This window comes from Rhizobium croatiense (genome assembly GCF_019793465.1).
Classification (GTDB): domain Bacteria; phylum Pseudomonadota; class Alphaproteobacteria; order Rhizobiales; family Rhizobiaceae; genus Rhizobium; species Rhizobium croatiense.
On record NZ_JAILYJ010000001.1, the window covers coordinates 260,659 to 282,455 of the forward strand.

Genomic DNA, 21,797 nt, shown 5'->3' on the forward strand with positions numbered 1-21,797 from the left:
ATCATGGACATGCAAGCCGCCAGCAAGCCAGACGCGCTTACCGACCTGCTCGAACGCGACCCCGGCCGCTTCGAGCCGGTGACGGCGTTTCGTGTCGCGCAGGCGTCGGTGGGCGAAGGACGGCTTGACGTCGCCTCCCATGTCGGTGTCTCGCCGGCGCCGCTTGCAATCAGCGGATACAGGCGCAAGGCCGGCCGCGCCACCGTGCGCAGCGCGCTTGCCAGCCTCGTCGGCGCGCTCGGCTCCATGCCATCGGCCTATAACGAACTCGTCATGCGCGAGGAGCGCAACCGGTCGCGGGGGTTGGCGAGCTTCTTCGATCTCTTCGGCGCGCGCATGGCGGAGCTCTTCGCCGACGCCTGTGAGAAATACCGGATTGCGAGGCGCCTGCGCTGGGGTGGTGCTTCGGCAAGCAACGCCTTCGTCACGACGTTGCTCGCGCTCACCGGTTTCGGCACCAAGCGGCTCGTCGAACAGAGCGGCGTCGACGAGGAGTTGATCCTGCGCTTTTCCGGCTTCTTCGCGGCGCGCAACCGCAATACCGTCAACCTCCGCGCCATGCTGACCGAATTCAGCGGCCTGCCGGTGGAGATCGAACCGTTCCGCGGCCGCTGGCTGAGCATTCCGCCGGAAGAGCGCAGCCAGATGGGCCAGCCGCAGGGCGTGCAGCTCGGGGTCAATGCCACGGCCGGTGCGGCCGTCCACGATTTCAGCGGCGGCTTTCGCGTCGTCATCGGCCCGCTCGGTTATGCCGATTATCTCACGCTTGCGCCGGGCGGACGGGCCATCACCGAACTCTTCGCCCTGACCCGGCTCTATGTCGGCTCGGCGCTCGAATTCGACATACAGGTCGTGCTGAGGAAGGACGACGTTCCCTTCTGCCGGCTCGGCCAGGCAGGCGATCCGCCACGTCTCGGCTGGAACAGTTGGGCGAGGGTCGCACCGGCGGCAAAGGACAGCGGCGATGCGATCATCGTCGAACGCCTGTCGGCCGAGATGCGGTGAGGAGGCGAGGATGCGGCTCGAACTGAGAGAGATCACCGGCGACGCGGCGACAACGGCCGGCCGGCCGAAATGGTTCTTCGAACGCGGCCGGCGTACGCTTGGCCGGGCGCCCGATTGCGACTGGCAGCTGCCGGAGGACAGGCGCTCGATTTCGAAGCTTCATTGCATCATCGAGCGCGACCGCGACGGCTTCCTGTTGCGCGACCAGAGCGCCAACGGCTCCCGCGTCGACGGCGTTGCCGTGCATGAAGGTCAAATCGCCCGGCTTTCCGACAGGTCGCGGCTGGAGATCGGCGGACTTGCTTTTTCCGTCCACATCTCCGGCGACAGGGATCGCGAGATCGAGGACCCCGATGCCGGGCTCGTCTTGAGCGACGAACCGTTGACCATTTCCGCAATCCTTGCCGACATCGCGCCGGGCGGCCATACCGCAAACGGCATTCTCGGTGAGCGCACGGCCGATGGTTGGAGCCTTTCCGAACAGACCGGCAAGAAAGGCGCGGCGTCATCCCGCAATGTCGAGATCGGCTGGAGCGGCCCCCCGGAGATTCGCACGATGACCCAGCTTCTGCCGGAAGACTGGAATTCGGAGGAGACCGAGTACGGCAGCCATCTGGAACACGGCTCTGCCACCCATGTCGCAGCCCCCATCGCCCAGCGCCGGGCCGCGCCGCTGACCGACATCGTCAACGACAACGACCCGCAGCCCGAATCCGACGGTTTTCCGGCGCTGATCATCGGCCGGCCTGCAGCCCTCGCCGACAGGCTGGAGCCATTGCTCGGCCGGCTCGAGGAGGCTGTCGAAAGTGCCTATGGCGTCTTCGAGATGAATGCACCGCCCTCCGGCAGCCAGCCGGGCTTCCCTGACAGGGAGGAGGCACTGCTTGCCCGCATCGAGACCCTGCTCGGCCAACAGCTCAAGCTCAGTTCCGCGCTCGTCGCTCTCGCCCAGGCGGCGGGCCAGCTGGAGCCGCGCAGCCTGGAAGCGCGTGTCGAGACGGGCGGCTGGCGTCGGGACCGGAACTACTGGCGGGCCTACCGGGCGCAATTCGAAAAAGACGGCAAAAGCCGGTCGATCCAAGACATTTTTCGCGATGCCATGATGGCCGCGATCAACGGCAGAGACACAGGGCCTCGTCCGCAAGACAGCCAGGAAGGACAAGACGCGCATCATGAGGAATGAGAACCGGGTGGCCTGGAGCGAGGGCATGTTCCTTCGCGTGCAGCATTTTCAGCAGGCGGACCGCTGGACCGAACGGCTCGTGCGCACCGCCACGCATGGGCTGGCGCCCTATCCCTGGGGGATATCGGAGATCGGCATCGACCGCGGCGCGCTGGCGATCGGGCAGTTCGCGCTGTCGAACCTGCGCGGCGTGTTGCCCGACGGGACGCCGTTCGAAGCGCCTGTCGATGCCGACCTGCCGCCGCCGCTCGATTTCGACGAGAACACCAAAAATGCGATCGTCTATCTGGCGCTTCCCGCCCGTCAGCCGGGCAAGGCCGATGTGGCATTGAATGGCGGCGCCGCGCGCAACAGCGTCCGGCTCGTCGCATCGCCCTACGAAGCGCCCGACGCCAATGTCGAAACCGATTTCATGGCGCCGATCGATGTCGGCCGCCTCAGCCTGCGTTATCTCCGGACCGGCGACGAGCTTGCCGGCTATGAGTTGATCGGGCTTGCCCGCATCATCGAAGTCCGTTCCGACAGGGCTGTCATTCTCGATTCCGATTACATCCTGCCGAGCCTCAACTGCACGGCCGCCGGCCGGCTGAACGAATTGATCACCGAGCTTCTCGGCATCGTGCGCCACCGCGCCGAAGCCATCGCCGAACGCATCGGCGATCCCACCATCCGCGGCACGGCGGAGGTCGGCGACTATCTGCTCCTGCAGATCCTCAACCGCGCCGATCCGATGCTGAAGCATATCTCGGCCAATGCGACGCGCATCCACCCGATCGTCTTTTACGAGCACTGCATCCAGCTCGCCGGCGAACTCGCCACCTTCACGACCGAACGCAAGCGCGCCAGTGACTTCCCGCCCTACCGGCACGATGACCTGAAGGCGACCTTCGCTGCCGTCTTCGACGATCTGCGCGCGTCGCTTTCCTCGGTGCTCGAACAGGCGGCGGTCGCGATCGAGCTTGCCGAACGCCGGCATGGTGTCAGGATCGGCACGATCAACGACCGCACCCTGCTTCGCGATGCCGGCTTCGTACTCGCGGTCCGGGCAGAGATGCCGGCCGAGGACGTGCGCCGCAAGCTGCCGGCGCAGATCAAGGTCGGCCCGGTCGAACGGATCGCCGACCTCGTCAACGTGGCGCTGCCGGGCATTCCCGTACGGCCGCTGCCGGTGCTGCCGCGCCAGCTCCCCTATCGCTCCGGCACCATCTACTTCGAACTCGACACCAAGAATCCGCTCTGGAAACAACTCGATACCTCCGGCGCCATCGCCGTGCATCTTGCCGGCGATTTCCCCGGGCTCGAAATAGAACTGTGGGCCCTTAGAGAATGAAGAACGAACCCGCTTCCAACTGGCAAAGCTTGCCGACCATCGTCGAACTCACCGAGGATGGCGTGAAGAAAAAGCAATCCGCCCGCAAGATGGCGGAGATGCTGGACGACGTTCTTGATTTTCCCGAAGGCGAGAAGGCAACGGGACCGGCGGGAAAGCCTGCGACGGGCGGAGCATCGGTCGAAACACTCGTCCGGGATTTCCGCTTCGGCGCCGAAGACGTGCCGACCCTGGTGCGCTCGGCCGCACCGCTGCTCAACCTTGCCCATGGCCTGCGCTACACGGAAGAGCAGCCCGATATCGATGAACTGAGAGCCGTGGCGATCGCGGCTGTCGGCCGCTACGAGCGGGATCTCGCGAGCGCGCGCATCAGCCCCGAACGGGCGCGCGCCGCTCATTACGTCGTCTGCGCGACGGTCGACGACGTCGTGCTCAGCAAAGCCTGGGGCGTGCGCGCCGGCTGGGCGCGCTCTGGCCTCGTTTCCACCTTCCATATGGACGTGACCGGCGGCGAACGTGTGTTCGACCTGCTCGACCATTTCCACCAGAGCCCCGGCGCCAACAAGGACCTGCTGCTCCTCATCTATCTCTGCCTGTCGCTCGCTTTCGAGGGCCGCACCCGCGTTTCCGCGCGCGGCGCGCTGGAGCTCGCCCGCATCCGCGACAGCCTCTATAAGACACTGCTCGGCCAATACGGGGTCTTCGAGCGAGAGCTTTCCCCGCATTGGAAGGGGGTTTCCGCCCGGCACCAGCCGCTGCGCACCGCCGCCGCCCTTTGGACGCTGCTTTCCGTCCTGACGCTGATCCTGGCGTTCGGCTACCTGTTCTTCACGCTCTCGCTGAACCGCGCCTCCGACGGCACTTTCGAGCGCCTTGCCAACCTGCCGCCACGCGAGACGCCAAGCGTGCTGGTCAAGGTGCCGGAGCCGCCGCGCGACCCTCCGCCTGTTGTCGTCGCGCAAACGCCGCCGCCGCCTCCGCCGCCGCAGGTGAAGCCGCCGAGCCGGCTCGACAATCTGCTCGCCTTCCTCCAGCCGGAGGTCGAGAAGAAACTCGTCACGCTGTCGGATTCGAACGGCAGGCTGCTCGTGCGCATCAGCAATTCCGGCCTGTTTGCTACCGGCAGCGCCGAGGTCAGCGAGAAGTTCCACGATCTGCTGCAGCGGATCGGCGGCGCCCTCGCCGCGGAGAAATTCCGCGCCGTCGTCGTGGGCTATACGGACAATGTGCCGATCCGCACGATCCAGTTCCCATCCAACTGGCACCTGTCGGAAGCCCGGGCCAAGGCGGTCGGTGAGATCCTGGCGTCGTTCACCGGGCCGGGCGCGATCCTGACCGAGGGACGCGCCGACAGCGATCCGATCGCCGGCAACGATACGCAGGAGGGCCGGGAGATGAACCGTCGCACCGAGATCCTGGTGCTGACCGATCCGAGCGAACGGCTGAGTGACGCCGGTTTCAAGACACCGCCGATCGAGGCCGAAAGACCGAATGCACCGGCTGCCGCCGCAGGAGGCGCTTCGCGATGAATCCCTTAAGTTATTTCTACACGCTACGCTCCTATGTAGAGGCCTATGCCGGCCTTCTCGGCCGCCGCTTCATCTCGATCATCTGGGTGGCGGCGATCTGCGTCGTCATCTGGTTCTATGGCTATCTCGCCGCCTATGGCGACTTCAAGCCGCTGGCGAGCACCTCGGCGCGGCTGACGCTGATCGGCATCGTGCTCGCTGCCTGGCTCGCTTACCTCCTCTTCACCGTGATCCGCGATCGCCGCCGCGACAAGCAGCTCGTCGAAGGGATCGAGCGCGACGCCGAGGCCGAAGCGGCGGCCAGTCAGCAGGCTGAGATCAGCGAGATCCACGGCCGGCTGAAGGAGGCCCTGCAGCTCCTGCGCCGCATCACCAAGCGACGCTTAGGCTATCTTTACGAGCTGCCATGGTACGTGATCTTCGGCGCACCGGGTTCCGGCAAGACGACGGCGCTTAGCAATTCCGGCCTCAAATTCCCGCTCGGCGATGCGCTCGGCAGCAATTCGGTGCAGGGCATCGGCGGCACGCGCCACTGCAACTGGTGGTTCACCGACGAGGCGATCCTCATCGATACCGCCGGCCGTTACACCACGCAGGACGATCTGAACGGCACCGCCAAGGCCGGCTGGGAAGGCTTTCTCGGCCTCTTGCGCAAATATCGCCGGTCGCAGCCGATCAACGGCGCGCTGGTGACGCTGTCGATCGGCGATCTCTTGACCCGCGATGCCGAAGCGCAGCGCGAGGAAATCAGAGCGATCCGCCAGCGGCTGTCGGAGCTCGACGAACTCCTGCATGCGCGCGTGCCGGTCTATCTGCTCCTGACCAAGGCCGATCTCCTGACCGGCTTCGTCGAGTTCTTCGACGGCTTCAACAAGAGCGACCGCGAGCAGGTCTGGGGCACGACCTTCGGGCTCGACGAGAGCTACAAGGCGGTGAACCTCCCGGAACGCTTCATGGAGGAATTCACCCTGCTCCAGCAGCGCGTCGACGCCATGCTGATCGAACGCCTGCAGCAGGAGCCCAATCCAGAGCTGCGCGGCCGCATCTTCCGCTTCCCGGCCGAACTCGTCTCTTTGAAAGAACGCCTGCAGGAGGTCGTGACCGAGCTTTGCTCCGGGTCGAAACTGGTGGAAGCGCCACTCTTACGCGGCATCTATTTCGCCTCCGGCACGCAGAGAGACGAGACGGTTGCCGTCCCCCGGACGCGGCGCAGCTATTTTCTCTCGCGCCTCTTCAAGGAGGTGATCTTCGGCGAGGCCTCGCTGGTCGCGCGTGACAAGCGGCTTTCCGGCCGGCAGCTGCTGTTCCGCCGGGCTGCCTACGCCGCTGCTGTGCTGCTGCTTGCCGTTGTGCTGACGAGCTGGACAGCCACCTACATCCAGAACACCACGGCGCTCGCCGCCGCCGAAAGACGCATCGATGCCTATGAGCAGCTGGTGCGCGGCGTGCCGGTGCGCGACGTTTCGGATGCCGACTTCCTGCGCATCCTGCCGGCGCTCGACAATCTCGCCGCCGTCAGCACCGATTTTTCCAAGACCCGCCTCTGGCCGGTGAGCCTCGGCCTCGACCAGGAAGGCAAGGTCGCGAGCCGCCAGCGCGAGGCCTATCAGCGGGCGCTGAACACGCTGCTCCTGCCGCGCATGCTGGTGCAGCTCCAGAAGGAGATGACAGAGACCACCGACGTCACCCGCACCTTCGACGCGCTGAAACTTTACGGCATGCTTGGCGGGCTCGGCCCGATGAATGTGGATTTCGCCTCCCTGGAAGCGGAAGACATGTTCACCGGGCTCTATCCCGACGAAGGCCGTGCCGCGGCGCGTAACGCGCTGATCACCCATGCGGGAGCCATGGCGCGCGGCGTGCTGCCGCCGATCGAGCTCGACAAGACGCTGATCGCCAAGGCGCGCGAAATCATCCGCTCGCAGAACATCGCCAGCCGCGCCTATGAGATCCTGGCGGAATACCGCGCCTCGCGCGCCCTTCCCGGCTGGAGCCCGGCCGGCGCGCTCGGTCCGCTCGGCGAACAGGCATTCGAGCGGACCTCCAAGGCGCCGCTAGGCGAGAGCATCCCCGGCCTTTTTTCCGCGACCGGCTACCGGACGGTCGTTCTGCCCGAGATCAGCGAGGCCGCGCGCGAGGCGCTCGACGAGCAATGGGTTCGCGGCGATCCCAATTCCGCCGGCGTCACGGTCGACACCGTCGCCCAGGCCACACTTCAGCTCTATTTCGACAAGTTCGATCAACGCTGGTCGACGCTGTTGACCGATATCAGGGTCAAACCCTCGCAGACGATCAGCGATGCGGCGGAGACCACCCGCATCCTGGCCGGCAAGCCCGGCCCCGTCGAGGCGATCGCGAACTCGATCGCCGCGGCCACCGATCTGCGCGGCCCCGGCGCCGAGATCGCCTCGGCTGCAGGCGGCAGTTTAACCGACTCAACCATGGCTCTGAGCAGTGCCGCCAATGCGCCCGATCCCTTCAGCAATCTGCGAGAGGCGTTGAAGGCGCCGGCCGGCCAGTCGCCGCTTCCCGACCAATCGAAGGAGGCGCCGCGCTCGGAGATCGGGCAGCTGGAACCGATCCTGCAGAGGGTACAGGAGCAGCTTTCGCGGGCGACGACCTCCACCGCCGAAGTGGCGAAGGTCTTCGACGTCGACAGCCAGCTGACCGACGCCAACCAGGACTTGCTGCAACAGGCCCGCAAGCTGCCGGCGCCGGTCGATACATGGATGGCAGGACTCGCCGCCGATGTCGGATCGCTGGCGGTCAAATCCGCCCGTTCGCGCATCAGCGACGCCTGGGCCGCCGAGGGTGCCGGCTTCTGCTCGAACGTTGTCGCCGGCCGTTATCCCTTCGATCGAAAATCCCCGCGTGACGTGGCGATGAGCGACTTTGTCAGGCTGTTCGGACCGGAAGGCCTGTTCAAGACCTTCTTCAAGGAGAAGCTCGAAGCCTTCGTCGATACCAGCGCTTCGCCATGGGGCTGGAAGGGCACCTTCGGGGCGGCGAGCATTCCGAGCGCGGCGATCGCCCAGTTCGAGAATGCCGACAAGATCAATCGCGCCTTCTTCCCGGCCGGCAGCGAGAACCCGTCGATCACGATCAACATCAAGCCGGTGTCGCTGACCGATGCCGCCAGCGCGGTGATGCTGGAGATCGAAGGCGAACGCGTCGTCTATTTCCACGGGCCGATCCAGTCGAAATCGATCACCTGGCCGTCGACGGAAGCGAGCAACGCCTCGCGCATCGCCTTCCAGCCGGGCGGCTGGCAGCAGGCCTTGACGGAGAACGGCGACTGGTCGCCCTTCCGGCTGTTCGACGATGCCAGCGTCACCATACAGGGCGACGATCTCTTCCGGGCAAAATTCCAGCAGGACGGGCGGGCAGCGGAGTTCGACGTACAGTTCGGTTCGGTGCTCAACCCATTCCGGCTGGAAGCGCTCGGCGCCTTCTCATGCCCGGCACAGTTCTGAGCGGGCTGATATGAACGAGCGCGCCACCCTCGAGCGAAATCCTGCTGAAACCGACAGGATCGGCTTTTACGGCAAGCTGCCGAGCCATGGCGATTTCGTTTCGATGGGCCTCGGCCATAGCTTGCAATCTGCGCTCGATGCCTGGATGCAGGCCGGGATGCAGGCGGCGCAGCAGGAACACGGCGAGGATTGGAAACGCCGCTTCCGTTCGATGCCGGCATGGCGTTTCATTATCGAGCGCGGTCTCTGGGGGCCGGCAACCGTTGCCGGCGTGCTGCTGCCCAGCCTCGACCGCGTCGGGCGCAGTTTTCCCCTCGTCATCGCCGCGCAGCTTCATGGCTTTGTCGAGCATCCACGCCAGCTCTATCTCGACGACACGTGGTTCACGGCGGCCGAGGCGATCGCCGAAAGCTCGGCCAAACGGGATTTCGACATCAACCATTTCGCCGCAAGCCTGAAGCGGCTGCGGACCCTGCGCCCGGCCGACCTCGCGGAAAACGAGATACTGCAGAACGACGCCTCCAACCGCGGCACGCTCTGGTGGCGGATCAGTCCCGAAGAGCGGCGCGCCAAAGGCTTTCGTCTCAGCGGTGCCCCCGAGCCGGGGCATTTTTCCAAACTGCTGCATGACAGCTCCCCGGCCGCTTCGGCAGGCCCGCAAGCCGAAACGACGGAGACACCGCGTCCCGTCGGCATCGAAGCGCATCATCCTCTCGTCTTGCGGCACAGTCATGCCACGCACGCCGGCACGCGGCTCTCGGTCAATGCCGATGCGTTGCTCGTTTCTGAAACGCCCTCGCTATTCGCCGTTGCCGATGGCGTCGGTGACAGCAACGCTGCCTCAGATGTCGGCAAGATCGCGGTTCATGTGCTGGCCGAAACCGTCAAACAGCAGACGATCGAAGCTCTGGTGCAGGAGATCAAGGGCAAGCTCGGCCGTGCCCACGGCCTGCTTCAGTCGGCCTATCTTTCCGAGACTCGCGAGCCGGCGGCCGCCAGTATCGTCGTGCTGGCCACGCTGCAGGAGAGCTGCGCTCTGCTCTGGGCCGGCGATGCCCGTTGCTATCTTCTGCGGGACGGCATGATGCGCTGCCTCACCCGCGACCATGTGGAGATCGGCCTGCGGCGCACACTGTCGCGCGCGATCGGACTGCGCGGGCATCTCGTTCCGGAAGTCCTCTCCGGCGGATTGCAAGTCGGCGACCGGCTCCTGCTTTGCAGCGCGCCGCTGCCGAGCGCCCTGTCCGAGCGCAGCATCGCCGAAATTCTCCTTTCCGCAACAATCGAAAAAGCGGCCGACATCCTCGTTCAGGAGGGACTGATCGCCAATTGCCGCGACAACCTCAGCGCCATTGTGATCGACGTGAAGACCGATGAGCCATGACCCTCCGGAAGCGGCTTTCGAGGAGATCGCGCGGCGCTTCTCGCATCTCTGGCAGGCGTTGAATGCGGACAAGGCGTATTCGCCGGACACCCGAAAGATACTGATAGACAGGGTCCGGGATGCACTTGACCGGGGCGAGGCCCGCCTCAGTGAGTTGGATACCGCAATCATTGCCAACAGCTTCGTGCTGGAGAAGCTGGTTCATGATGGCGCGGCCATCCAAGTCTACCGCGCCCGGCATCGCGATCTCGGAACGCTTCACGCGATCAAGATGCCGCGGCCCGAGCATGCCGACGATCCCGTGCTGAGGAAACTCATGCTGCGCGAAGCGGAAATCGGCATGGCGCTGCGCCATCCCCACATTGCCGCGACGCAAACCATGCTGCGTCTTGCCGACGGACGCCCTGCCCTCGTCATGGAATGGATCGGAAGCCGGCTTGCGGAGCTTTTGCAGCAAAGGCCGCTGTTCCCTGGCGACGTGGCCTCGCTCATGACATCGGTGTTTTCCGGCCTGGACGCGATCCATGCCGCCGGTTTCATTCATTGCGACCTGTCGCCGCTCAACCTCCTATCGCAAGGGAACTTCTCTCGTTTGAAGATCGCCGATTTCGGCGTGGCGCTCGAGGCGGGATGCCGGCATCGCCAATTCGATCTCGCTTTTGCCGGCCGGCCGGATTTCGCCTCTCCCGAACAGACGGCGGGCGAACGGCTCGACGGACGATCCGATCTCTACGCGGCCGGGCTCCTGCTGTCCCTGCTGCTCAGCCATTGCACGCAACACGACGAGAGGTTGGAGGCTTTGGCGATCCGCCTGTCCCAGCGGGATCCGCAAGACAGGCCGGAAAATGCAAAGGCCGCCTTGCATCTGCTCGGCGGCCCCGCGGAACGTCCAGTCGATTTTTAGTTGCCGCTCGAACCGGGGATCGGCGCTGCGGCCGTCGGCACGCTCTTCTGGTAGACGTTGAAGAGCTTGGCGAAGTCCACTAGGCTGGCATTGCTGGCGTAGATGATATCACCGTCCATCATCTGGAAACGCTGCATCAGCGCCAGATTGGAAACATCCTTCATATTGACGCGGTAGATCACCGGCTTGCTGCTCACCACGACCGGCGCGGCAGTCTTGGCATTCGCCGCCGCCACCTGCGTATAGACCGGCTGATTGCGCAGCACATAGAAATTGCTGGCATCAGCCCGGTCGTCGAGCAGCCCGCCCGCCCGGCCGAGCGCCTGGGCCAGCGTCAGCCTGCCCGGCTCGAATTCGAACTCGCCGACACTCTTGAAGGCACCGAAGGCGGTGAAGGTCGGTGAATCCTTGTCGACATAAATCTGGTCGTCCGGCAGCAGATAGACATTCTGCTTGCTGTCGTCGATGACGCGCTGCAGCGGCACGGTGGCGCGCTGTTTGCCACGCATCAGCGTGACGGTGGCCGATCCCGGATCGGAGGAAGCGCCGCCGGCAAGTGCCACCGCGTCGAGCACGCGCTCCTTGCGCGCGGTGAGCGGGAAGCGGCCGGCGGAGCGCACGTCGCCATTGACGGTGACGCCGCTGGAGGGTCTGTCGACCACGGTGACGACAGCCTGCGGATTGACGGCCGAGCCCTTCAGGCCGGTGACGATGCGCGTCTGCAGCGCCTCGGTCGAGGAATCCACCACGCGCTGTTTGCCGATGAAGGGAAGGGTCACGTTGCCGGTCGAATCAACGGTGAAGCGGCCGAGATTGAGGGTCTTGCTCTCAGTCGAGGAGAAAAGCCCATCCTCGCCGGGATCGAGAATCGTCACGTCGATGACGTCGCCGCGCCGGAGCCGCGTGTCGGCAAATCCGTTCGAGCGCATGACGCTCAGCCCGGGATCGCTGGCAGCATAGGCAAGCGGAGTAACGGCAACCTGGCCCATCGGCGCTTCCGACAACCTCACGACCGGGATTCGCTCGTTGGTTTGCGGTGAGGTGGCGTTGTAGAAACCACCGGCAGTTGGGCCATCCGATGGCCGGGCACATGCGCTGAGTACCGCGACAACGATGAACGGCGCCAACTTTCGCATCACGTATCCTTTTGGCAATATTGAGAGAATCAAAAAATAGCAACGGCAGACGACCGAGCAATACCAGTTACGCGCGAAAAATCAATTGTGACAGCTTAGAGGCAGACAGCTGTGGCTAATTGGCAACCATATGGAACCAAATCCTTCGCCCGCCTATTCGGTCGAGATTGGTTTGAACCCCTGCGAATGAGTAAAATGGCTGTGCACATCAAGCGAATCTACGAGCCGAAGACAGACGAAGACGGCACGCGCATTCTGGTCGACCGGCTGTGGCCGCGCGGGATAAGCAAACAGGATGCCGCAGTCGATATTTGGTTGAAGGATATCGCGCCAAGCCCCGCGCTGCGCCGATGGTTTGGCCACGATCCGGCCAAATGGACCGAATTCCAGCGTCGTTATCGGGACGAGTTGAAAAAGAATTCAGCGAGCGTCGAGGAGCTCGAGCGCCGGATCGGGCAATCGGACGCTACACTTCTCTATGCTGCGAAAGACCTGCACCACAATCACGCGATCGTGCTGCAGCGTTTCATCTGCAAGGACTGAAGCAGCTGTGACCGGCGCCGATGACAAGTCGTCGCCTTCCGTCAAAAAATTTCCGGGAACCTTTTGCGCCGCTCCGCATCCAATGCTCGCTTCCGAAGCGCGGCACCGTTGCCGCTGGCAAGCATTCAGTCACATGGACACAAGGGAGACAGATCATGTTGAAACGAATCTTGGGCGCCGCGCTCATGGCCGCATCTCTCGGCACAGCTTCGATGGCCGCCGATGCCAAGCCGACCGATCCTCAGATCGCTCATATCGCCTATACGGCCGGGCAGATCGATGTCACCGCTGCAGAACAGGCTTTGAAGAAGAGCAAGAATGCCGACGTAATCGAATTCGCCAAAACCATGGAGCGCGACCACAAGGCCGTCAACGAGCAGGCGCTCGCCCTCGTCAAGAAGCTGAAAGTGACGCCCGAAGACAATAACATCAGCCAGTCCTTGTCGACCCAGGCGAGCAAGGAACTGACGACACTGGGCGCGCTCGACGGCGCCGCATTCGACAAGGCCTATGTCGAAAACGAAGTCGCCTACCACCAGTCGGTCAACGAGGCGCTTTCCACGGTGCTGATCCCTTCGGCGCAGAATGAAGAGCTCAAGTCGCTCTTGGAAACCGGCCTGACCCTGTTCAAGCAGCACCAGATGCATGCCGAACATCTCGCTTCGACAATGAAGTAGGTTTGCGATGCGCCTGCTGACGAAATCGCTGCTGCTGTTTGCGCTACTTTGCACAGACAGCGGCATTGCCTTTGCTGCGGAATATCAGGTCAGCATCGCCGGAATGAAATTCAGCGCATCGCCGGCCGAGCTGCATGTCGGCGATGTGATCGTCTGGCGAAACGATGATATATTCAGGCACACGGCAACCGCGCGTGACAAGAGCTTCGATATCGACCTGCCGCCGAAATCGGAAGGCCGCATGACGGTCAGCAAAGCAGGAGCCGTCGATTTCTATTGCCGCTTTCATCCTGCCATGACCAGCAAACTGGACGTTCGGCCATAGGGCCGGGCTTCAATCAAAGACTATAGGCGGAGAATCCCCATGACAGCCATTCCGGTTCCGACCGAGCGACTTCGGCAGCAGATATCGGCACTCTCCGACGCCGATCTCGTACCCTTGGCGAAAATGGGCGACGAGCCTGCCATCCGCATCCTCGTTCAGCGCCACAACCAGCGCCTGTTCCGCACCGCGCGCGCCATTATCCGCAACGACGCGGAGGCGGAAGACGTCGTCCAGGCCGCCTATATCAAGGCATTCACCGGTCTGGCCGCGTTCCGCGGCAATGCGCAGCTTTCGACATGGCTCACCCGCATTGCGGTCAACGAGGCGCTTGGCCGCGTGCGGCGGCGAAAGAACACCGCCGGGCTTGAGGAAATCGACATGCAGACGACATCGCCGGGTGGCGAAATACTCCAGTTTCCCTCCTCCTTGTCGGCAACCGATCCGGAAGCCGAACTGTCACGGAGCCAGGCGCGGCATCTCCTCGAAAATGCGGTCGACGAACTTCCTGACGATTTCCGCGCCATCTTCGTGCTGCGGGATGTCGAGGGCATGAGCACCGACGAGGCCGCCGCTCACCTCGGAATAAGACCCGAAACGGCCAAGACCCGGCTGCACCGGGCGCGGAAGATGATGCGGCAATCGATCGAAAAACGGCTGTCCGGCGCCTTCTCGGCCCTGTTCCCGTTCGATGGCGCCCGTTGTGCTTTCATGGCCGATCGTGTCGTCGCCGCCCTTCGTCATGAGAAGTCGGAGACAGATTAAGCCGCGGAAGGCGGCATGCGACGCTTCAGCGCGAGGCGGGCAGGCCGTATATCTTCTCGATATCGTCGAGCATCAGATTTGCCGCGAGAATGCCGCCGGCCGTATTCCAGACGGCATCGCCGACAGCCTCGACCTTGCCCGCCTTGACGACTGTCAGGTTCTTCCAGAGCGGGTCGGACGTCCAGTCGGCCGCGGCGGCGGCCGTCTTGCCGTCACCGGTGTCATAAACCAAGTAGAAGAGCCGATCGCCTTCGAATTCGGGCATGCGCTCCTTCGTCACCTCGTCGGCGAATTCCATCCGATCCTGGTTTACCGGCCGCGCAAAGCCGATCTGGCTCAAAACATTGCCGGCAAAAGTATCCTTCAGCAGGATCCGCGTTCGCCCCGGCATGAAGCGCACCAGCGAGATCTTTTCGGCCTTTTTATCCCCCAGCGCCTTGCTGATCGCGGCGACGCGGTCGTCATAGGCCTTGAAGGCCGCTTCCGCCTCCGGCAGTTTTCCGACGGCGGCCGCATAAAGCTTCATGTTGCCTTTCCAGTCGCTTCTAATTCGTTCGGAAAGGACCGTGGGCGCGATGGCCGAAAGCTGCGAATAGATCTTCTCCTGCCGGAATTTTGTGCCCAGGATGAGATCGGGTTCGAGCGAAGCGATCAGTTCGAGGTTGACGGCCGACTCGTCGCCGACGACGGTTACGCCCTCCATCCGCTGGGCGATGTGGTCGTACCAGGGTTTGCCGAGCCAGGACCGCACGGCGCCGACCGGCTTGATGCCCATCGCCAACAGCGCTTCCGTTCCCTCGTTCGTCAGCACGACGATCCTCTTCGGCGCATCAGGCACGTCGGTTACACCCATGGCATGGGTTACTTCGCGCGCGCCGGCCGCAGTTACGGCGATAAGGGACAGAATGGCAACGAACGCCGCCAGCAGAATGGATTTCGTACGCACACAGGCCTCGAACTTGACAATTGAATGATTTTTCGACCAATCGGTTGGGTCATAAGATGAGATACATTGTCCACTTAAAGTCAAGCTGAAACTCGTGCGCTCTATCCCCCTCTCCACGTCTTCGCGGCCGATGACATTGCTGGCGATCGCCTTGCCGGCGATCCTCATCCTTTGCGTCGCAGCCAGTGTGGCACTGGGATATCGGCAATATTGGCCGGCTGCGATCTGGAACGCCATCTTCGCATTCGACGGATCGGAAAGCGCCGTCGTCATCACCACGCTGCGCATCCCCCGGGCTCTTCTTGCGCCGCTCGTCGGCGCCGCTCTCGGTGTCGCCGGCGTCTTGACTCAGACGCTGGCGCGCAATCGCATCGCCTCCCCCGACACGCTCGGCATCAATGCCGGCGCAGCTCTCGCGGTCGTGGCCTCCAGCGTCTGGCTCGGGATCGGCTCGATTGCCGGAATGTCGGTGGCGGCCATTTCGGGCGCACTGGCGACCAGCCTGCTCGTCTTCGGCGTCGCCGCCACTTCGGGAGGCTTCTCGCCGATCCGCATCGTGCTCGTCGGCGTGACCGTCGGCGGTCTGGCATATTCGATCGTCCAGATCATCCTGACCACCAACGAAGCCCAGCTCAAGGACCTGCTCTTCTGGCTGACCGGCTCGTTTGCCGACCGGCCGATCGCCTTTGCGATCGGCGGCGCACCCGTGGTCCTGGCCGGGCTGGCGGCCGCATGGATGCTCGCGCAGCCGCTCGACGCCCTGCAGGCCGACGATACGACAGCAGCAAATCTCGGCGTGCCGCTCGCCGTCGTGCGCTGGGCCGGGTTCCTGACTGTCTCGCTGCTGACGGGAGCTGGCGTCTGCATGGCCGGTCCGGTCGGCTTCGTCGGTTTCGTCGTGCCGCACCTCGCCCGATGGCTCGTCGGCCTCAGCCATCGCCGCCTCATCGTCACCTCGGCACTGATCGGCGCCATCTATGCGACTGCGGCCGATATTCTCGCGCGTTTCATCATTTATCCCGCCGAAGCTCCGGTCGGCGCGATCACCTCCACCGTCGGCGGCATCACGCTGCTCATCCTGCTTAAACGGAGAGCCGCATGACCTCGCCTGTCCGGTCGCTCGCCGCCTCCAGAACTCCCCTGACGCTCGCGGCGATCGTCCTCCTGTTCGTCGCTGTCGCTTCGACCGGCGTGGCATTCGGCTCCACCTGGATCCCGCTTGCCCAGGTTTGGGACGTCCTTCTCGGCGCCGAGATCCGCGGCAAAACCGTCATCATCCTGCAGTTCCGCCTGCCTCGTGTCGTGATCGCTGTTCTGGCGGGCGGGGGCTTTGCGGTCGCCGGATATCTTCTCCAGCGCGTCACCCGCAACGAACTCGCATCGCCCGGCATATTGGGCGTCGTCGACGGCGCCGCGCTGGCGGTCGTCTGCTTCCTTGCGGCGCTCTCCAATGAGTCGAACGCGCTCGTCACCTCGGTCGCCTATCAGCCCGTCGCCGCGGTTGCCGGATCGATTGCGGCGATCTTCGTCGTCTTCGCCTTTGCCGGCCGCCAGGCGGCCTCGGCGATCCGTCTGCTTCTGTTCGGCACCGCCGTTGCCGCGGTGCTCAAATCGCTCACCGTCATCGCCATGCTTGTCGGCCCGGTCTACCAGGCAGGACAGGCCGCCCGCTGGATCGCCGGCGCAGTCAACGAGATCAATTGGAACGAGATCCGGATCACGGCGATCGGCATGCTCCCGCTGACCCTCGTCGTGCTGATCGTCGCCCGCAGGCTGCCGCCGGCCGACCTTGACGAGATGTCGGCCAGAAGCGTCGGCCTCAACCTGCCGAGCTTCCGCATTCAAATCTTCGTCCTTGCCGCGGCCATCACCGCACTTTCGGCCGCCTTCGTCGGCGGCGTCGGCTTCATCGGTCTGATGGCGCCGCATCTGGCGCGCCGGCTGATCGGGCGAGGCGTCCATTTCGGCCTGATCGGCAGCTTCTTCATCGGAGCGTCGATGCTGGTGGGCGCGGATCTTATCGTCCGGTTGCTCTTTTCGCCGACGGAGGTGCCTGCCGGAACGGTTCCGGCCGTCATCGGCGCTCCGTATTTCCTCTATCTCCTGATGAGAAACCAGCGCCATGGCTAGTGCGACCACCACCGGAAACGTCATATCGATCGAGGGGCTGAGCCTGGATTATGGCAAGGTCAACGTCCTGCATTCCCTGTCACTCGCCATCCCCAGGGGCAAGATCACCGTGCTGGCGGGCGCGAACGGCTGCGGCAAATCCACCCTGCTGAGAGCGATCCGCAGGCTGCACAAGCCCAGCAAGGGCGAGATCCTCCTTGAGGAACTGAGCCTTCACAGCCTCGGGGATAAGGCGCTCGCCAGGAAGATCGGGCTCTTGACCCAGAGTCCTTCAGCCCCTGAGGACATGACGGTGCAGGAGCTCGTCCGGCTTGGCCGCTATCCGCACCAGACGCTGCTGCAGCCCTGGAACGCCGGCGACGCGGAAGCGATCGAGCAGGCGATGGCAGGCACCGGCGTCGGGCATCTGCGTGACCGCAGGCTGGGCTCGCTCTCGGGCGGGCAGTTGCAGCGCGCCTGGATCGCCATGGTTCTGGCGCAGGAGACCGACATCATCTGCCTCGATGAGCCGGTCAACCATCTCGATCTCGCCCACCAGCTCGAATGCCTCGAACTGGTCGACCGTCTCAAGCAGCAATTCGGCAGAACGGTCGTCCTCGTCCTGCATGACCTCAATCTCGCGGCGCGCTACGGCGACACCCTGGTTTTTCTGAGGGGCGGCGAGATCGTCGCCACGGGGGCGCCCGCCGATCTGGTCACCGAGGCGATGGTCTCCGACGTCTTCGGCGTGCAGGCAAGGGTCATAACCGATCCTGTTCACGGCCGGCCGCTCTGCATCCCGCTGCGCCTTGCCGAGACCTCATCCGAGTAGGCGGCCTCGCCGGCAAGGAGCGCGCCGACCAATCATTCCGCTGTCACCCCTCGATAGACAACTGGCAGAGCTCACCGGTCAATCTGTCGAGTTCGTGCAGAACCTTTTGGATGCGGGCGCGTGCCTGGAGCATCTGATCAATGTCGGAGCCTCCGGATGGTCCGGCTGCGGTCTGCAGGTCATGAGCATTCGACGTGATATCGGAGACCGGATTTGGGAACTGGATGATTTCAGCCATTCTCATTCATTATTTTCATTGTGCCTGGGAGGATGGAAACTCTCATGTCTCCAGGATGCGGCGTGGGTTCATTGCCGATCGACCGGAACGTCTTCGCTTTTCATTTCAATGTGTTGCGCTCGTCCCTGCACCCAGTAAACGCCTTGTCAACCTTAACAAACTCCTACTTTTGCCCCTACTGGCGGCTCAGTTCCAAGCTTTGCTGCGCCGATCGGACAGCGTTGCGAAATTCGGATAACGCAACCGTCAACTTTGAGAACCGTTCAGTCTCTGCAGCTTAAGAACCGGCAAAATGCGGAAATCCCGGCCGCTTGCCATGCTTCGAAGCGAACTCGCAAGCGGTCGTTCTTTATCCGCGCGGCGTTATAGGCGCCCTCCTGCAGACTCGCCCATCGAAGAGCCCAGCCAGAGGGCCATGATTTCCGTCTTCGGCAGGGCTTTGCTGTAGAGGAAACCTTGCGCCGTCCCGCATCCGTTTGCGGCAAGGAAGGCTGCCTGCTCGGCGGTTTCGACGCCTTCCGCCACTACGCTCTGGCCGAGACAGCGCGCGATGGAGAGGATCGCCTTCACCAGTTCCTCGTTGCGCTTGTCGGCGCTGTTGATGAAAGACCGGTCGATCTTCAGCGTGTCGATGGGAAAACGGGCCAGATAGTTCAACGCCGAATAGCCCGTGCCGAAATCATCGATGGCGATCGAAAATCCCATGCTCCGAAGCTCGGAGAGCATCTGCAGCGTTTCATCCTTCTGATCCAGAAGCAGGCTTTCCGTGATTTCGATTTCGAGCCATTCCGCGCGGCAGCCTGTGTTCTCGAGAATCTCGGCGATCGACTTTATCAATCCGGCGGACTGGAACTGCTTGACCGACAGGTTGATTGCCACCTTGTGCGGTATCCCGCCGTCGGCATTCAGCTCGGCGGCCGTCTGGCATGCCTCGCGCAGCACCCATCGGCCGAGCTCCACGATCAGCCCCGTGTCTTCCGCGACCGGAATGAAGCGGACGGGGGGAATCATGCCCATCACCGGGTGACGCCATCTCAACAGGGCCTCGGAACCGATCATGGCGCCGCTGTCCAGGAGCACCTTGGGCTGGTAGTGCAGCTCCAGTTCACCGCGCTCGATGGCACGGCGCAAATCCGATTCCAGCCGCATGCGCTCTTCGGCGCTCGCCGTCAGGTCCTTTGAATAGAAGCGAAAGCTGTTTCGCCCCGAGCGTTTGGCGAGATACATCGCGGAGTCGGCGTATTTCACGAGATCGTTGACGTCAGCGCTGTCATCGGGATAGAGCGCGATGCCGACGCTGCATGAGATGAATACTTCCTTGCCATCCAGCAGAAAGCCTTCCTTGAACCTCTCGAGGATCGTGCCGGCAATCCGGCCGAGGTCGTCGCCCTGGCGGATGTCCGGCAACAGGATCGCGAATTCATCGCCGCCGAGACGGGCGACGGTGTCGTAGTCGCGGACACTCGCCTTGAGGCGGGCCGCCGCCTGGCAGAGCAATTGATCGCCGACGGGATGCCCCATCGTATCGTTGACCACCTTGAAGTGGTCGATGTCGATCAGCGCCACGCCGGCCCGCTGACCGCGCGACACGGCTGATGTGATCATCTGCCGCAGCCGGTCGTTGAACAGCGATCGGTTCGGCAAGGAGGTCAGGGGATCGTAAAAGGCCATCTGGTGGATTTTCTGGCGCGAGACGTTCAATTCGGTAACGTCGCGTGCCACACCGAGAACCCCGACGACGCCTCCCCCTGCATCCACGACCGGCACCTTGCGTGTTTCAAGAAGAACAGATTGCCCGTTCTCCCGGGAAATGACCCATTCCTCATCGCTGAGGATGCATTCTCCAGCCTCGAGAGCCGCCTTGTCCGATTCCCGAAAAAACCGCGCCCTTTCGATGTCGAACAGCTCGAAATCCGTTTTCCCGACAACGTCGGCTTCCGCCAATCCCGTCAGCCGCTCGAAGGCGTGGTTGCACAGCAGGTAGACACCGTCCATGTCCTTGACCCACACCATGTCGGGCATGGTCCGAAGCACGCTGAGCAACTGCATTCGCACGAGGTTGATGGCGTCTTCCGCCTGCTTCCGCTCGGTAATGTCGCGCGACAACGCCAGGAGCGTGGTCGCGGCAGCAGGATCGGCGCTCGGCCGTCTGGCCACGGAGAGTTCGAACCACCGCATCTGACCGTCCGGCAAGCCGATGCATATGCATCGGCCGTAGGCAACGCCCTCTTTGCCGGCCTCGCGCAACGCCTCCATGGCGATGGCGGCCTGATCGGGCGCAAGGACGTCGTTGACTGTCCTGCCGAGTAACATCTCCTTCTGCTGGGCCAGCAGTTCCGGATTTCGTGTCCAGACCTGAAGATACCGGCCGTCCTCATCCACCTCGAAGAGGACGTCGGGAATGGCGGTGATGATCCCCTCGGCGAATTCAAGCGCCTTCTTGAGATCCCGCTCCGCCCGCTTGTGCTCGGTAACGTCGACGATGGCGCCGATCGCGCCGGCGGCATCGCCATCTTTCCCCGACAACGCCACCTTGTTGACGACGACGTCGCGCACCGTCCCGCCCGCCGTGGTGATCTTGGTCTCGCAATCGCAGGCTCCACCCCTTTCCGGCAGAGCCGCGTCTTGCGCCAAATGCCATTCCGCCTGATGTTCCGGATTGAGATCGGCGTCAGTTTTCCCGATGATCTCCTCGCGCGCATGGCCAAGCAGGTTCTCGAAGGCCCTGTTGCAGCCGAGGTAACGCCCATGCCTGTTCTGGTAGAAAACCGGAAGAGGAAAGGCGCCGAGCAAGGCTTCGAGCAGGGCTTCCCGATCGATTGCCGCGTTCTGATGCTGCTCTCCGTTTCGCCCGTGGTCATGCCCCCGCGCAGGAAGGGCCGGCTGCTGAAGCGACTGGGACAAGGTCATCGTGGATCTCCCTCAACCATGGGAAACAACCAGATGTCTCATTCACCCGGTCGAGAATCTTTAGCAAAGGCCGCCCAAGTCATTTGAGGGGAAAGTTATGGCCTGAAGATCGGATCGCAAAGGCACCGGTCCGCCGCGATCCGAGCATGTCGGCTTGGCATTGGATATTGTGGTCAGAAAATTAAGAGATCGCTGTGGTCTTCGGCAGCTCAGCAATTTTCGACGCGCGAACCGGATCGGGTCGGCGCATTATGGATATTCATAATTCTCGTGACCTCAAACGCTGCGTCCGGGCCGGGCGATTGGATCGGAAGACAGCCGAGTGACTATCCGTTGACGGCTGGACGACGATCACGAGATCGGTTCGGCCTGCACGTCAGCGACGTGAACGCCATTCTCCCGGCCCGCCGCACCCGCCGCGCGGGGCCGGGCCATGATGGCCGATATCTAGCAAATGATTGTGAAGCAATGTCCCGGAGGCCGCTCGGCCGGGGCTGTCTTGTTCCGACGA

Annotated in this window: 18 protein-coding genes; 14 read left to right on the forward strand and 4 right to left on the reverse strand. The window is 63.5% G+C overall.

The features are described from left to right. Window positions 1-3 precede the first annotated feature (3 nt). From tssG to K6M89_RS01200, 7 genes are read left to right on the forward strand one after another with little or no spacing between them, the layout of a single operon-like run. Window positions 4-1,005: a type VI secretion system baseplate subunit TssG gene (tssG, locus tag K6M89_RS01170; RefSeq protein WP_222138123.1), complete on the forward strand. Its 1,002-nt coding sequence runs from the start codon at window positions 4-6 to the stop codon at window positions 1,003-1,005. Window positions 1,006-1,015: 10 nt separating this feature from the next. Continuing rightward, window positions 1,016-2,188, forward strand: coding sequence for a type VI secretion system-associated FHA domain protein (locus K6M89_RS01175; RefSeq protein WP_222138124.1), 1,173 nt, complete (start codon window positions 1,016-1,018; stop codon window positions 2,186-2,188). Continuing rightward, window positions 2,178-3,518, forward strand: coding sequence for a type VI secretion system baseplate subunit TssK (gene tssK / locus K6M89_RS01180; protein WP_222138125.1), 1,341 nt, complete (start codon window positions 2,178-2,180; stop codon window positions 3,516-3,518). The genes K6M89_RS01175 and tssK overlap by 11 nt, the downstream gene beginning before the upstream one ends. Further along, window positions 3,515-5,047: a type VI secretion system protein TssL, long form gene (gene tssL, locus K6M89_RS01185; protein WP_222138126.1), complete on the forward strand. Its 1,533-nt coding sequence runs from the start codon at window positions 3,515-3,517 to the stop codon at window positions 5,045-5,047. Before tssK ends, tssL begins: the two co-directional genes overlap by 4 nt. After that, complete coding sequence (gene tssM / locus K6M89_RS01190) at window positions 5,044-8,520, forward strand: type VI secretion system membrane subunit TssM (RefSeq protein ID WP_222138127.1); 3,477 nt, start codon at window positions 5,044-5,046, stop codon at window positions 8,518-8,520. The genes tssL and tssM overlap by 4 nt, the downstream gene beginning before the upstream one ends. A 10-nt stretch (window positions 8,521-8,530) precedes the next feature. Then, on the forward strand, window positions 8,531-9,904 hold the full coding sequence (gene tagF / locus K6M89_RS01195; RefSeq protein ID WP_222138128.1) for a type VI secretion system-associated protein TagF: 1,374 nt from the start codon (window positions 8,531-8,533) through the stop codon (window positions 9,902-9,904). Further along, window positions 9,894-10,808, forward strand: a complete 915-nt coding sequence (locus tag K6M89_RS01200) for a serine/threonine-protein kinase (protein WP_222138129.1) — start codon at window positions 9,894-9,896, stop codon at window positions 10,806-10,808. Before tagF ends, K6M89_RS01200 begins: the two co-directional genes overlap by 11 nt. Here the strand turns inward: K6M89_RS01200 and K6M89_RS01205 are convergent. Continuing rightward, window positions 10,805-11,944 carry a polysaccharide biosynthesis/export family protein gene (locus K6M89_RS01205; protein WP_097581098.1) on the reverse strand — a complete coding sequence of 380 codons (1,140 nt, stop codon included), beginning with the start codon at window positions 11,942-11,944 and terminating at the stop codon, window positions 10,805-10,807. The genes K6M89_RS01200 and K6M89_RS01205 overlap by 4 nt on opposite strands. A 195-nt stretch (window positions 11,945-12,139) precedes the next feature. Between K6M89_RS01205 and K6M89_RS01210 the strand changes: the two genes are divergently transcribed. The 4 genes from K6M89_RS01210 to K6M89_RS01225 all read left to right on the forward strand — a co-directional run bounded on the left by K6M89_RS01210 (window position 12,140) and on the right by K6M89_RS01225 (window position 14,251). Next, a complete protein-coding gene (locus K6M89_RS01210; RefSeq protein ID WP_222138361.1) occupies window positions 12,140-12,487 on the forward strand; it encodes a DUF488 domain-containing protein in 348 nt (115 codons plus the stop codon). Between the two features lie 155 nt (window positions 12,488-12,642). Beyond that, window positions 12,643-13,164 carry a DUF4142 domain-containing protein gene (locus K6M89_RS01215; protein ID WP_222138130.1) on the forward strand — a complete coding sequence of 174 codons (522 nt, stop codon included), beginning with the start codon at window positions 12,643-12,645 and terminating at the stop codon, window positions 13,162-13,164. A 7-nt stretch (window positions 13,165-13,171) separates the two neighbouring features. Beyond that, on the forward strand, window positions 13,172-13,489 hold the full coding sequence (locus K6M89_RS01220; RefSeq protein ID WP_222138131.1) for a cupredoxin domain-containing protein: 318 nt from the start codon (window positions 13,172-13,174) through the stop codon (window positions 13,487-13,489). Window positions 13,490-13,528: 39 nt separating this feature from the next. Then, complete coding sequence (locus K6M89_RS01225; RefSeq protein WP_222138132.1) at window positions 13,529-14,251, forward strand: RNA polymerase sigma factor; 723 nt, start codon at window positions 13,529-13,531, stop codon at window positions 14,249-14,251. Window positions 14,252-14,276: 25 nt separating this feature from the next. Here the strand turns inward: K6M89_RS01225 and K6M89_RS01230 are convergent, their stop codons facing one another. Continuing rightward, window positions 14,277-15,197 (reverse strand): ABC transporter substrate-binding protein, encoded by a 921-nt coding sequence (locus K6M89_RS01230; RefSeq protein ID WP_312038655.1) that lies wholly within the window; start codon window positions 15,195-15,197, stop codon window positions 14,277-14,279. Between the two features lie 94 nt (window positions 15,198-15,291). Between K6M89_RS01230 and K6M89_RS01235 the strand changes: the two genes are divergently transcribed. From K6M89_RS01235 to K6M89_RS01245, 3 genes are read left to right on the forward strand one after another with little or no spacing between them, the layout of a single operon-like run. Further along, window positions 15,292-16,299 (forward strand): FecCD family ABC transporter permease, encoded by a 1,008-nt coding sequence (locus K6M89_RS01235; RefSeq protein WP_313138501.1) that lies wholly within the window; start codon window positions 15,292-15,294, stop codon window positions 16,297-16,299. Beyond that, window positions 16,296-17,327 (forward strand): FecCD family ABC transporter permease, encoded by a 1,032-nt coding sequence (locus K6M89_RS01240; protein WP_222138135.1) that lies wholly within the window; start codon window positions 16,296-16,298, stop codon window positions 17,325-17,327. Before K6M89_RS01235 ends, K6M89_RS01240 begins: the two co-directional genes overlap by 4 nt. Next, a complete protein-coding gene (locus tag K6M89_RS01245) occupies window positions 17,320-18,138 on the forward strand; it encodes an ABC transporter ATP-binding protein (protein WP_222138136.1) in 819 nt (272 codons plus the stop codon). Before K6M89_RS01240 ends, K6M89_RS01245 begins: the two co-directional genes overlap by 8 nt. Before the next feature lie 43 nt (window positions 18,139-18,181). Here K6M89_RS01245 and K6M89_RS01250 read toward each other — a convergent pair whose 3' ends face one another. After that, window positions 18,182-18,376: a hypothetical protein gene (locus K6M89_RS01250; RefSeq protein ID WP_222138137.1), complete on the reverse strand. Its 195-nt coding sequence runs from the start codon at window positions 18,374-18,376 to the stop codon at window positions 18,182-18,184. A 363-nt stretch (window positions 18,377-18,739) separates the two neighbouring features. Then, on the reverse strand, window positions 18,740-21,286 hold the full coding sequence (locus K6M89_RS01255) for a sensor domain-containing protein (protein ID WP_222138138.1): 2,547 nt from the start codon (window positions 21,284-21,286) through the stop codon (window positions 18,740-18,742). Between the last annotated feature and the right edge of the window lie 511 nt (window positions 21,287-21,797).